The organism is Catenulispora acidiphila DSM 44928, assembly GCF_000024025.1.
GTDB classification, from domain to species: domain Bacteria; phylum Actinomycetota; class Actinomycetes; order Streptomycetales; family Catenulisporaceae; genus Catenulispora; species Catenulispora acidiphila.
On record NC_013131.1, the window covers coordinates 4,011,610 to 4,023,292 of the forward strand.

General features: G+C 69.0%; 8 protein-coding genes and 1 pseudogene. 7 read left to right on the plus strand and 2 right to left on the minus strand.

Translation table 11 applies throughout. From position 1 onward, the window contains the following. Nucleotides 1-295: 295 nt before the first annotated feature. The 6 genes from CACI_RS17855 (at nt 296) to CACI_RS17880 (ending at nt 8,008) form a co-directional block, all read left to right on the plus strand. On the plus strand, nt 296-1,315 hold the full coding sequence (locus tag CACI_RS17855; protein ID WP_015792228.1) for a LacI family DNA-binding transcriptional regulator: 1,020 nt from the start codon (nt 296-298) through the stop codon (nt 1,313-1,315). A 254-nt stretch (nt 1,316-1,569) separates the two neighbouring features. Beyond that, nucleotides 1,570-2,856 (plus strand): sugar ABC transporter substrate-binding protein, encoded by a 1,287-nt coding sequence (locus CACI_RS17860; protein WP_015792229.1) that lies wholly within the window; start codon nt 1,570-1,572, stop codon nt 2,854-2,856. Between the two features lie 25 nt (nt 2,857-2,881). Further along, nucleotides 2,882-3,859, plus strand: coding sequence for a carbohydrate ABC transporter permease (locus tag CACI_RS17865; protein WP_015792230.1), 978 nt, complete (start codon nt 2,882-2,884; stop codon nt 3,857-3,859). Next, complete coding sequence (locus CACI_RS17870) at nt 3,859-4,689, plus strand: carbohydrate ABC transporter permease (protein ID WP_015792231.1); 831 nt, start codon at nt 3,859-3,861, stop codon at nt 4,687-4,689. Before CACI_RS17865 ends, CACI_RS17870 begins: the two co-directional genes overlap by 1 nt. A 47-nt stretch (nt 4,690-4,736) precedes the next feature. After that, a complete protein-coding gene (locus CACI_RS17875; RefSeq protein WP_015792232.1) occupies nt 4,737-6,464 on the plus strand; it encodes an amylo-alpha-1,6-glucosidase in 1,728 nt (575 codons plus the stop codon). Between the two features lie 50 nt (nt 6,465-6,514). After that, nucleotides 6,515-8,008 carry a glycoside hydrolase family 43 protein gene (locus tag CACI_RS17880; RefSeq protein WP_015792233.1) on the plus strand — a complete coding sequence of 498 codons (1,494 nt, stop codon included), beginning with the start codon at nt 6,515-6,517 and terminating at the stop codon, nt 8,006-8,008. Between the two features lie 131 nt (nt 8,009-8,139). On the opposite strand, the pseudogene CACI_RS54225 reads toward CACI_RS17880, so the two are convergent. Then, nucleotides 8,140-8,876: pseudogene (locus tag CACI_RS54225) on the minus strand (dienelactone hydrolase family protein). 309 nt (nt 8,877-9,185) lie between these two features. Between CACI_RS54225 and CACI_RS17890 the strand changes: the two are divergent. Continuing rightward, entirely contained in the window at nt 9,186-10,262 is a 1,077-nt protein-coding gene (locus tag CACI_RS17890) for a LacI family DNA-binding transcriptional regulator (RefSeq protein ID WP_015792234.1), read from the plus strand. On the opposite strand, the gene CACI_RS17895 is transcribed toward CACI_RS17890, so the two are convergent. Beyond that, entirely contained in the window at nt 10,240-11,544 is a 1,305-nt protein-coding gene (locus CACI_RS17895) for a glycoside hydrolase family 6 protein (protein ID WP_015792235.1), read from the minus strand. The genes CACI_RS17890 and CACI_RS17895 overlap by 23 nt on opposite strands. Nucleotides 11,545-11,683 lie beyond the last annotated feature (139 nt).

Below are 11,683 nucleotides of genomic sequence, written 5' to 3' on the forward strand. Positions count from 1 at the left end.
AGGTCGGACCGGAGCCGGCACCGAGCAGGGTGCCGCGACGTCGAACCGGTTCGTCAGAAAGTAGGGTGCCGCTTCGCAGCTGTCAACGGCTGCGAAGTCGGCTGCTCGCCGGCTTATGGCCCTGAAGTGCTGGCGATGTTGGTTGCCACTCGTTCACATGGTTGACACAGAACCCGCGGCGGCCTAGCCTCGCTTCCACTCGGGGTCGAACCGGTTCGATATTCGGACCGCGGTCGGGTATCCCTCATCAGCACTCTGTCCGCCTCGGCGGCGCCATCGGCATCGGAGAGTCCGCGTGAACATCGGTGAGATCGCACGGCGGGCGGGAGTGTCCCGCAGCACGGTGTCGTACGCGCTGTCCGGGAAGCGGTCGATCTCGCCCGAGACCCGGGCCCGGATCCAGGCGGTGATGGACGAGCTCGACTACCAGCCCAGCGCCACCGCGCGGGCGCTGTCCTCCGGTCAGACCCACACCCTGGGACTGGTGTTCCCGCCGGCCAGCAGCCACTACACCGACATGCAGTTGGACTTCATCGGCTCGCTGGTCGAGGCGGCGGCGGGCTTCGGCTACGACGTGCTGCTGGCCGGCTCGGTCGGCGACGGCGTCCAAGGGCTGCGCAGACTGGTGGCCGAGCGGCGGGTGGACGGCGCGATCCTGATGGAGATCCGGCTGGACGACGCGCGGGTCGACTACCTGACCGACGCCGGGTTCCCGTTCGTCACGATCGGGCGCACCGGCACGCCGGATCGCACCCGCTGGGTCGACATGGACTACACGGCGCTGGTCGGATCCTGCGTGCGCCACCTGGCGCAGCTCGGCCACCGGCGGATCGCGTTCGTCAACCGCTCCGAGCGGCTGTTCCGCGCGGGGTATGAGTCGGCGCACCGCAGCCTGACCGGGTTCGAGAACGCCTGCGCGGACCAGGGCGTGATCGGGACGCCCCACCTGTGCGGCGACGACGCGGCGTCGGGGGAGCAGGTGGTCGCCCGGATCCTGGCCGCCGACCCGGAGACCACCGCCGTGGTGACCGTGAACGAGGCGGCGCTCGGCGGGCTGTACCGGGGACTGGCCGCGCACGGCCGCAAGGTCCCGCTGGACTTCTCGGTGACCGGCATCGCCGCCAGCCGCTGGGCCACGGCCGTGACCCCGCAGCTGACCTCGGCCGACGTCTCGGCCGCCGAGATGGGCCGGGTCGCGGTGGAACTGCTGCTGGAACTGCTCGCCGCCCCCGGCGCCGCGCCCCGGCACGTCCTGCTCGCCCCGCCGGTGTCCCTGCGGGCGAGCGCCGGTCCGGCGCCGGAATCAGGCAACTGAGTCGCTTCACCGAGCCGGGTCGCTGAACCCATCTGAGAACAACCAGCTGAGTCCAGCGGCTGCATTGAGCAGCTGAACCAAAGAGCTGAACCAAAGAGCTGAATCACACAGCCGAAACGCGCAGCCGAATCAAGCACCAGAAGCAAGTCGTGTTCCGCCGCCACCCTCTCGCGCGGACCCAGATATCCCATCCTCCGCGCCCTGACGCGGAGACCATCAGCTGCCTGGCGGCAGCGGATCGAAAGGGAACGACTATGAAAGCCCAGTCCATAGCCCGGCGTGTCGCAGCGGCCGGTCTGGCTTTGGCGGTCACCGGAGCAGCCGGCGCCTGTTCGGCGTCCAAGAGCTCGACGGGATCGGCCGCCTCCGGTGGCGGAACCTCCGCAGCGGCCGGCGGCGGCGGCGGAACCTTCACCGTCTGGGACCCCTACCCGCAGTTCGACAACGGCTCGGCCTGGTCCCAGCTGCTGACCAAGTGCGGCAGCCAGGCCGGGGTGACGGTCAAGCGCACCGGCTTCGACACCACCGACCTGACCACCAAGGTGCTGCTGGCCGCGCAGCAGGGCAACTCCCCGGACGTGCTGATCGTCGACAACCCGGTGGTCTCCACGCTCGCCGACGCCGGCGTGATCACCGACACCGGCACCACGCATCTGGACACCACGGCGATCGCCCCGAACCTGCTGGCCGCGGGGCAGCTCGCCGGGAAGACCTACGGCGTGCCGATCGGCGCCAACACCCTGGCGCTGTACTACAACAAGGCGGTGCTGTCGGCGGCCGGCGTGGACATCTCGACCGTGAAGGACTGGTCCACCCTGACCGCCGCGCTGGCGAAGGTCACCGCGGCCGGCAAGAAGGGCATCACGTTCTCGGCGATCGGCACCGAGGAGGGCAGCTTCCAGTTCCTGCCGTGGTTCTGGGGGTCGGGGGCGGACCTGAAGAAGCTGGACTCCCCGCAGGGGGTCTCGGCGCTGGCGCTGTGGACGGACTGGCTGAAGAAGGGCTACGCCCCGAACTCGGTCATCAACAACACCCAGACGACCAGCTGGCAGGAGTTCGCCACCGGGCAGTACGCCTTCAGCGAGAACGGCACCTGGCAGCTGGCCAACGCCAAGAAGGCCGGGTTCGACTACGGCATCATCCCGATCCCGGCGCTGAACGGCGGAACCGCCGCGGCGCCGACGGGAGGGGAGTTCGTCACCGTCCCGGTCCAGGACAAGACCGACCGCTACGCGACCTCGCAGAAGCTCGTGAGCTGCCTGACCAGCGCCGACAACGCGCAGGCGACCGACACCACGCTGTCCTACGTCGCGGCCACGCCGCAGGTGCAGGCCAAGCAGGTCGCCGCCGACCCCGCCCTGCAGCCGTGGGTCGCCGCGGTCGCCGCGGCCAAGGGACGCACCAGCGACGACCTGGGGACGAAGTACCCGAAGATCTCCCAGCCGATGTGGACCGCGGTCCAGGCCGCGCTCAGCGGCTCGGCCTCGCCGCAGTCGGCGCTGACGACCGCGCAGAACGCCGCCGCCGCGGCGACCAAGTGATGCCGGACCACGAAGGCACCCCTTCATGAACCCGACCACACAGAACCGGACGCGGCCCGTCCGGGGCGCGCGCGGGGCAGCCGCCCTGGCCGCGCGCCCCGGACGGGGGTCCCGTCCGCGCCCCGGCACGGCGAACTGGGCAGGCTGGGCGTTCCTCGCCCCCGTCACGATCTACCTGCTGGCCTTCTACGCCTACCCGATGTACCGCAACATCGAGCTGAGCCTGCACCACTACACGGTGCGCTCGTTCGTCCACGGCGGCGCCCCGTTCACCGGCCTGGACAACTATCGCAAGGTCCTGAGCGACCCCGCCTTCCGCCCGGCGCTGATCCACACGCTGGTGTTCACCGGCGCGTCGATCCTGTTCCAGTTCTGGATCGGCATGGGCCTGGCGGTGTTCTTCAGCCGGCACTTCCGGCTCTCGGCGACGCTGCGCGCGCTGTTCCTCGTGCCCTGGCTGCTGCCGCTGATCGTGTCGGCCTCGACGTGGTCGTGGATGCTCAACAGCGACTCCGGCGTCGTGAACCACATGCTGCACGGCCTCGGGATCGCCCCGGTGGACTGGCTCACCTCGCCGAAGTGGTCGCTGGTGTCGGTGATCGTGGCGAACGTGTGGATCGGCATCCCGTTCAACCTGGTCATGCTCTACAGCGGGATGCAGGCGGTCTCCCCGGAGCTGTACGAGGCGGCCGAGCTGGACGGCGCGACCGCGTGGCAGCGCTTCTGGAAGGTCACCTTCCCGCTGCTGCGCCCGGTCGCCGCGATCACGCTGCTGCTCGGGCTGGTCTACACGCTGAAGGTCTTCGACATCATCTGGATCATGACCAAGGGGGGTCCGGCGGGCTCCTCGGCGACCTTCGCGACCTGGTCCTACCAGCTGGGCTTCGGCAATCTGCTGCCGGAGTTCGGACCCGGCGCGGCGGTCGGCAACCTGCTGGTCGTGATGGCACTGGCCTTCGGGCTGATCTACATCCGGGCCCAGCGCAAGCAGCGGGAGGCGTGATGACCGCGTTCCGACGTCCGCGGACGACGTGGTGGAAGACCGCCGTCGGCCTGGTGCTGACCGCGCTGATGCTGTTCCCCGTCTACTGGATGGTCAACGAGTCCCTGACCCGCGACCAGGACATGCGCAAGACGCCGCCGAACTGGTTCCCGGTCCACGGAACCCTGGACGGCTACCGCGCTGTGCTCCACCAGCAGATGCCGTATCTGGGCACGAGCTTGTTCATCGGCCTGGGGACGGTGGTGCTGACGGTGGCGGTCGCCGCGCCGGCCGGCTACTCGCTGGCCAAACTCCGCCCGCGCGGCGGCGGGATCCTCAGCTTCGCGCTGCTGATCGCGCAGATGATCCCGGGCATCATCATGGCGATGGGCTTCTACGCCATCTACCTGAACCTGGGGATGCTCGACAGCGTGGCGGGCCTGATCGTCGCCGACTCCACGATCGCGGTCCCGTTCGCGACGCTGGTGTTCGCGGCGTTCATGACGGGGATCCCGGCGGAGCTGCTGCAGGCGGCGAAGACCGACGGCGCCGGGCAGCTGCGCACGTTCTGGTCGATCGTCATGCCGGTCAGCCGCAACGCCGTGGTGACCGTGTCGCTGTTCGCGTTCCTGTGGGCGTGGTCGGACTTCATCTTCGCCAACACCCTGGACGGCCAGGGCGGCGCGCAGCCGATCACCCTGGGCATCTACCACTACATCGGCAACAACAACCAGCAGTGGAACGCCATCATGGCCACCGCGGTCGTGGCGTCGGTCCCGGCCACCGTCCTGCTCGTCGTCGCCCAGCGCTACGTCGCCGCCGGCGTGACCGCGGGGGCGGTCAAGGACTAGTCCGCCGCCGACGCAGCCCGTCCGCGCCCGTACACAGAAAGACCACTATGACCATCGCCGGTGCCCTTCCGACCTTCGACATCCGCGACATCCCGTTCAGCCACCACGGATCATGGTTCGGCATCTCGCCGGTGATCGCCGAGGCCACCTATGCCGACGACCTCCACTTCGTCTCCCACCAGAACGGACTGCACGCGGTCCTGCGCTTCACGCCGACCGATTCCTCCGGCTCCCGCATCGAGGCGTCCGTCGCGGCCACGCCGGCCCGGCTCGCCTGGGCGTGGCAGGACTCTGTGATCGAGCTGGTCTACGAGACCGACGACACGGTGCGCGTCCGAGGCGACGGCAAGGGTTTGGGCCTTCGCGTGAACGCCGCCGATCCTCGCCTCACGCCGTTCAGCGGGCCCTACTTCTACCGGGATCCGGTCGACGGGTCGTACATCTACACGCTGTATCAGACGGGACGGCGCTACCGGATCACGGTGTTGTCGGGGGAGCCGCGCGAGGTCTTCGGGCTGCAAGCTCTCGGCACCGCTGAACGCGGTCTGGATCTGGCTGCCGCTCAAGCGTGGGAGATCGCTATCGAGGAGTTCGACAGCGCCCGGCCTCGCTATCGCAGAGGTGCGGCGTTCGACGACGTCTTGAAGAACGTCGCGGGTCGATTCTCAGAGTTCGTGGACGAGATTGCTCCTTGGCGTACTGTCGACACTCCGGCCGCCGAGCTGGCTGTCTACGTCCTGTGGTCGGCGACGGTCCGCCCGGCGGGATTCCTGGCGCGGCCCGGCGTCCTGATGTCGAAGCACTGGATGGACAAGGTCTGGAGCTGGGACCACTGCTTCAACGCGATCGCCCTGGCCGCCGGCGCGCCGGAGCTGGCGTGGAGTCAGTTCCAGATACCGTTCGACCACCAGGACGACAGCGGTGCGCTGCCGGATTCGGTGACGCATTCGGAGATCCTCTACAACTACGTCAAGCCGCCGATCCACGGCTGGGCTCTGGGACATCTGCGCGGGAGGCTGCCGCGTGAGCTGAGCCGGGCCGAGGTGGCGGACGTCTACGGGAAACTGTCGGCGTGGACACGCTTTTGGCTGTCCGCACGCCGCGTTCCGGGCCAGGCGCTGCCGCACTATCAGCACGGCAACGACAGCGGCTGGGACAATGCGACCACCTTCGACGCCGATCGCGTTGTCCAGACATCGGATCTGGCTGCCTTCCTGATCTTGCAGCTGGACCGGCTCGCAGAGCTTGCTGACGAGCTTGAGCTTGGCGAGGACGCCGAGACGTGGAGGCACGAAGCTGAGGGAGTGCGCGCCGCGATGCTGAAGGAGCTGTGGCGCGACGGACGGTTCGTGGCGCGCGCCGCCGCGACGGGACAGGCGACGGCGAGCACGAGCTTGCTGGACCTGATGGCGATCGTGCTCGGCGACAGCCTGCCTGAGGACGTCCGGGACACGCTGGCGCGCGACATCGAGGCGCACCTGACGCAGCACGGTCCGGCGACCGAGCGACCGTCGTCGGAGCACTACGAGGCCGACGGCTACTGGCGTGGTCCGATCTGGGCGCCGTCGACCGTCCTGATCGAGGACGGGCTTCGACGGGCCGGCTTCACCGGGCTCGCCGACGAGGTCAGCAGCCGGTTCCGGGCGCTGTGCGAGAAGTCCGGCTTCGCAGAGAACTTCGATGCCCTGTCCGGCGCGGGTCTGCGCGATCGGGCTTACACGTGGACCGCCAGCGCCTATTTGATACTCGCCGCTGCGCACGCGGGTCGGCTGTAGCCTATCCGGGAACCTATCGAAGCGCTTCGACGAGAAAGACTGATGCGACCATGGGCGACACTGCTGCGCATCCTGTTCTGCCCGGGTTCCATCCCGATCCGAGTGTGTGTCGGGTGGGGGAGGACTACTTCCTGGCGTGCTCCAGTTTTGAGTACTTCCCGGGGGTTCCGGTCTTTCACAGCCGTGATCTGGTGCGGTGGCGGCAGGTCGGCAACGCGTTGGACCGGCCGAGTCAGTTGCGGTTGTCGCGGGCGTCGTCCTCTGGTGGCATCTATGCTCCGACGCTGCGTCATCATGACGGCCGGTTCTGGCTGATCACGACGAATGCCAGTGCTGAGGGCGGCAACCTGGTGGTCACCGCGACCGATCCGGCTGGTCCGTGGTCGGAACCGGTGATGCTGCCTGGTGTGCCGGGTATCGATCCGGATTTGGCGTGGGATGAGGACGGCAGCTGTTGGTGCACTGTTGCGGGAGTTTCGCAGGTACGTCTGGACCCGGAGACGGGCAAGATTCTCGGGGAGCCGTACCGGATTTGGTCGGGTACGCCAGGGGCGAAGGCTCCGGAGGCGCCGCACCTGTTCCGCATCGGTGAGTTTTGGTACCTGCTGATCGCTGAAGGCGGTACCGAGCGTGGGCATGCGGTGTCGATCGCGCGTGGACCGGCGCCGTCTGGGCCGTTTGAGGCGTGTCCGGCGAATCCGATCTTGACGCATCGCGGTATGGAGCATCCGGTGCAGAACACCGGGCACGCGGACCTGGTTCAGGGCCCTGATGGCTCGTGGTGGATGGTCTTCCTGGGCGTGCGTCCCGGCGGCGTGACGCCGGGGTGGCACGTCCTGGGGCGGGAGACGTTTCTCGCGCCGGTGGAGTGGGTCGACGGCTGGCCGGTGGTGGGTGAAGTGGTCTCGGACTTCTCGGCGCTGCCGTGGCCGGTGGAGGAGCCGGAGGTCGAGCCGGTCCGCGACGACTTCGACGCCGATGTGTTGCGGCCGCTGTGGATTTCGCTGCGGGACCGTCCCGAGAACCTGTGCTCCACGACCGATCGGCCCGGCTGGCTGACGCTGCGCGCGCGGGGCGATTCGCTGGACGTTGCGGACGTCGTCTTCGTCGGGCGCCGCCAACAGCACCCCGCATGCCGCGCCGAGGTCCTGATCAACGCCTCCGCCGGCCGCGGCGGCCTGGCCGTCCGCCTCGACGAGCACCATCACTACGAGATCGAGGCAGGCGGAGACGGTGAGGTCCACGTCATAGCCCGCATCGGCCCACTGCGCACGACCGTGGCATCCCACGCAGTCGCACCCGGTCCCCTCACCCTCAGTGTCCTGATCACCGAGAACCACGCCGAGGACGCCCGTACCGGACCCGACACCGTCTCCTTCGCCGTCACCGACCCCTACGGCGAGTCCACGGTCCTGGCGGCCCTCGACGGCCGCTACCTCTCCACCGAAGTCGCCGGCGGCTTCACCGGCCGCGTCATCGGCATGTACGCCACGGCAGGCACAGTCCGCTTCGACTGGTTCGACTACGTCTCCGGAGGCTTCTGAAAAGCGGCGCCTCTCAACGCGCAACAGCCCCAGTCACTGGGCATGGTGGTGTCCTCGGCACGGTCTCGGCGATCTCCCTGTTGTCTGCGCAGAGTAGTGATCGCAGGGACCGTGCCGGTGTGATCGGAGCCTCAGTTGGTGACCAGAGTGCGGGCGAGAAGGGGGAGCAGGCGGTCCCAATGGTGTTGCAGCGCGGCGGGGTTGAAGGCATCGGTGTCAGACATGGTGAAGCCGTGGACGGTGCCGGGGTAGATCTCGGAGGTGTGGTCGACACCTGCGGCGTCCAGGGTCTGGTTGAGCTCGTCGAGGGCCTCGGGCGTCATGTCGCCTTCGGCGTGGCCGAGGTGGACCTGGGCGGTCAGCTTGGCGAGGCTGCCGGGTCCGTCGGCGCCCACCGGGCCGTGGAATCCGGCGACGGCGGCCACCTGGCCGGGGTGGGCCGCGGCGGTGCGTACCGCCAGGAGGCCGCCGATGCAGTACCCGGTCACGGGGCGACCGGTCCCGCGCCGACCTCGGGCTGTGAGGTGAGGAACCTGAGGTAGGCCTCGGCGTCGACCAGGGAACGTTCGGCGGTGTGCTCCCGGATCATGGGCATCAGCCGGGCGAAGACCGCGGGCCGGGCCTCTTCTCCGATGTGCTCGGGAAGGTCGATCACCGGTGCCGGGCCGTGCCGGTAGAAGAAGTTGGGGACCAGCACGTAGTACCCGTGGCCGGCCAGTTCGCGGGCCATCTCCCGCAGTACGGGCCGGATGCCGAAGCCGTCGGCGTACATCAGCACTCCCGGGTGCTGCCGGCCACCGTCGGGGAAGGCGGCGAAAGCGTCGCACTGGCCGTCTGCGGTGGGAATCTGCAATGTTTTGGCGGGCATGATTTCTCCTGTCGTGGTTGATGTCTGGAAACTGTGATCAACACGACGGAGGCGGAGCCCGCGCGGCAGTGCGGGATCCTCGATCGGACAGCGAGCCCGCACCGGCCCGCACGGCGCTCAGAAGAGCACCGGGTCACCCATCCGTGTGTGGCGCAATGCCATCCCGGTAGTCATGACGCCAAGCCTAGTCCCACCTACGGCCAATAGGTGTCGGCATGCCGAGCGCGCGAGTTCGCTGATAAGGGAGCTTCTACGCAGCCGTAGACTTCCGATCAGCGTACTGATTCGACCTGCCGAGCGCGGAGGGCCATGGACATCGGAGAGATCGCGCGTCGTGCGGGGGTGGCGCGCAGCACCGTGTCGTATGCGCTCAGTGGGAAACGGCCGGTCTCGGTGGAGACGCGGCGGCGGATTCAGCAGGTCATTGACGAGCTGGACTATCGCCCCAATGCTTCGGCGCGCGCGTTGAAGGAGGGGCGGACTCGCACGGTCGGGCTGGTGATCCCGCCGGCCGGGCCGCGGTTGACGTCCATGCAGTTGGATTTCGTCGGCAGCGTCGTGGAGGCTGCGGCGCGGGTCGATCTTGATGTGCTGCTCTCGCCGTCCGGTGGCGACCGTGACCGCTCGCTCGAGCGTCTGATCAGCGGTCGGCGGGTGGATGGCGTGATTTTGATGGAGATCCTCATGGAGGATTCCCGGGTGGCCAGGGTCGCGCAGAGCGGGGTGCCGTTCGTGACGATCGGACGCGTCCGCGACCCTGACGCGACGTGGTGGGTGGACATGGATTACGCGGCGCTGGTCGGCCGCTGCGTCGATCATCTCGCCGACCTCGGTCACCGGCATGTCGCGCTCGTCAACCGCTCGCCCGCGCTGATGGCCGCCGGCTACAGTCCCGGCCATCGCGCCCGCGACGGGTTCGCCGAGGCGGTCGCTCGGCGCGGAGTCAGCGGATCAGAGTTCTGCTGTGAGGACGACGTCGCCGGTGGCGAGCGCTGCGTGGCGGAGATACTGGCGACGCGCCCCAGCACGACCGCGATCGTCACTGTGAATGAGGCGGCGCTGCCGGGTGTGCAGCGCGCGCTGGAGCGCGCGGGCCATGAGATCCCGAGGACGTTCTCCGTCGCCGGGATCGCCGCACATCAGTGGGCTGAGGAGTTCCATCCGCCGCTCACGGCTGCCGACGTCCCGTCGCTGGCGATGGGTACCGTCGCGGTGGAACTGCTCGCCGAGCACATCGCCGATCCGGACGCGCCCGCCGGGCATCGCCTGTTCATGCCGCCGATCTCGTTGCGGGACAGCACCGGATCGGTGCCGCGGCCTTCGGCGCGGCCGGCGTTTTTCAGTCCGGCCGCGCCGAGGCGGTTCAGGGAAGCAGACGCGGATTGAAGGTCAGCGTCGGGACGGCGTCCTGGACGAGGCCGAGTGCCTGGGCCGGCCACCACGCGCCGGCCGCCGGGTCCACCGTGCCGCCGTATTCGGGGTCGCCGGGACCCGCGGTGCTGCGCGTGCAGCTGCCGTCGGACTCGCCGATCGTCTTGATGAACAGGTCGGCGTCGACGAGCGGGACGCCGGTGGCGGCGGTCGGCGTGGCGCCGATGCCGCGACCCGGAGGGTTGCACCAGGTCTGGGGGTCGCCGGTGTACTTGCCGGGCGCCGGGGTCCATGCGCCCTTACCGTTGCGGCTGGTGTCCACGACGAAGTGGGTCAGCTGCGCGGGCGGGGGAGTGCCGACGTTCTGGTCGAACCAGGCGTCCGTCCAGTGCCAGGTGCTCGCATCGGTCGGGGACACCGCGTCGCCGGGCGCTCCGTCGTTCGGCGCCGCCGAGGAGTAGTACTGGCTGGCGCAGTAGTCGGTGTGTCCGGCTGCCCATGCCGGACCGTCGGTGGCGAACCACAGGCACTTGGAGATCCAGGTGCCGTACTGGTCGGTCTGGTCGGTCGGCTGGTAGTTGGACACGTTGAGGAAGAAGCCCTGGGACTGAGCGACGCCTGCCTGGATCAGGCGCTGCGCCATATCGCCGACAGAGTGCCACTGGCTGTTTCCGGCGTCGAGGTAGACGACCGTCTGCGGCTGGGCTTCGAGGGCGGACACCGCGTACTTGATGTCGGCGATGCGCCCGGCGGTCAGCGTCCCGGTCGGGTCGGTGGTGGCATTGCAATCCGAGGGCAGGTTCGCCAGCGCGTCCGGCTCGACGATCACCACGGCCCGGCTCGAGCCGACCCCTTGTGCGAACGCTGATATCCACTGCTGGTAGGCGGCATCGGACGCCGCGCCGCCGGCGGAGTACTGACTGCAGTCCCGCAGCGGGATGTCGTAGGCGACCAGCACCGGAACGGCACGCTCGGCCGCGGCGGTCCGCACGGTCGCGCGGACCTGGTCGCGCACCTGAGCCGGCGTGCCGCTGGTGAACCAGGTCGCCTCGGGCCAGCTGGCCAGCTTCGCCATGGCCGCGGCGCCGGCGAGGTCGTGGTGCTGCAGATCGGTCAGTGCTTGGCGCTGGGCCTCGTTGTCGGGCGTGACGGCGAAGCGCGTGTCGGCCGGCAGCGTGTGCCCGGCGCTCGGGGCGTGCGCCGTGGTCGCGGTGGCCGCCGTGGCGACCGGACCCAAGGCGATGGCCGATGCGGAAAGACCTGCGGCGAGCAGGAGTCTCGCGGTTCTGGACAGCATGATCCCCCACAGTGGTAGACGTCGGTGGCAGCACTGTCCGCGTGCTGGTGAAATCATGTCAACGTAGCGCGCCGACGTATCGCGCTGCGCGCTTCTCAAGGGGCGTTCGCCGCAGTGTGGCCGCTGAAAGTTTCATGGA

What these genes read in the sequence shown, in the direction of transcription:
- CACI_RS17860 (WP_015792229.1), top strand. Translation starts at nt 1,570, where the DNA reads ATGAAAGCCCAGTCCATAGCCCGGCGTGTCGCAGCGGCCGGTCTGGCT.
- CACI_RS17865 (WP_015792230.1), top strand. Translation starts at nt 2,882, where the DNA reads ATGAACCCGACCACACAGAACCGGACGCGGCCCGTCCGGGGCGCGCGC.
- CACI_RS17870 (WP_015792231.1), top strand. Translation starts at nt 3,859, where the DNA reads ATGACCGCGTTCCGACGTCCGCGGACGACGTGGTGGAAGACCGCCGTC.
- CACI_RS17875 (WP_015792232.1), top strand. Translation starts at nt 4,737, where the DNA reads ATGACCATCGCCGGTGCCCTTCCGACCTTCGACATCCGCGACATCCCG.
- CACI_RS17880 (WP_015792233.1), top strand. Translation starts at nt 6,515, where the DNA reads ATGGGCGACACTGCTGCGCATCCTGTTCTGCCCGGGTTCCATCCCGAT.
- CACI_RS17890 (WP_015792234.1), top strand. Translation starts at nt 9,186, where the DNA reads ATGGACATCGGAGAGATCGCGCGTCGTGCGGGGGTGGCGCGCAGCACC.
- CACI_RS17895 (WP_015792235.1), bottom strand. Translation starts at nt 11,544, where the DNA reads ATGCTGTCCAGAACCGCGAGACTCCTGCTCGCCGCAGGTCTTTCCGCA.